Origin of the sequence: Sulfurovum xiamenensis (genome assembly GCF_030347995.1) — a bacterium.
Classification (GTDB): Bacteria; Campylobacterota; Campylobacteria; order Campylobacterales; family Sulfurovaceae; genus Sulfurovum; species Sulfurovum xiamenensis.
This window is the reverse complement of the sequence record NZ_JAQIBC010000033.1, coordinates 1-416: the sequence shown is the minus strand read 5'-3', so window position 1 is coordinate 416 and position 416 is coordinate 1. Positions and strand designations below refer to the sequence as shown.

The window sequence follows — 416 nt, the reverse complement described above, 5'->3', positions numbered from 1 at the left end:
GCTACTATCGGAATCTCGGTTGATTTCTTCTCCTCGGGGTACTTAGATGTTTCAGTTCCCCCGGTTCGCCCTGTTAACCTATGTATTCAGTTAACAGTAACTGCTTATGCAGTTGGGTTTCCCCATTCGGAAATCTCAGACTCAAGTGGCTGTTACTGCCTAATCTGAGCTTATCGCAAGTTACTACGTCCTTCATCGCCTCTGACTGCCAAGGCATCCACCGTGTACGCTTAGTCACTTAACCATACAACCCGAAGGAGTTTCGGGTTGTTGTTAAACAACCTAGGTGTCACACATTTATTTTTCATGAGTGTGTGACTGATTTTGCCGGACTCAATTTGAAGACTTACTGAAACAGTAAGCTTCGATACCAAGCACACTTGAATGTGTTTGTTGGTGTATTCCATTGAGGAATA

At 44.0% G+C, this 416-nt stretch carries 1 rRNA gene; it reads right to left on the bottom strand.

From position 1 onward, the window contains the following. A 23S ribosomal RNA gene (locus PF327_RS11435) occupies positions 1-244 on the bottom strand; the annotation flags it as partial. Positions 245-416 lie beyond the last annotated feature (172 nt).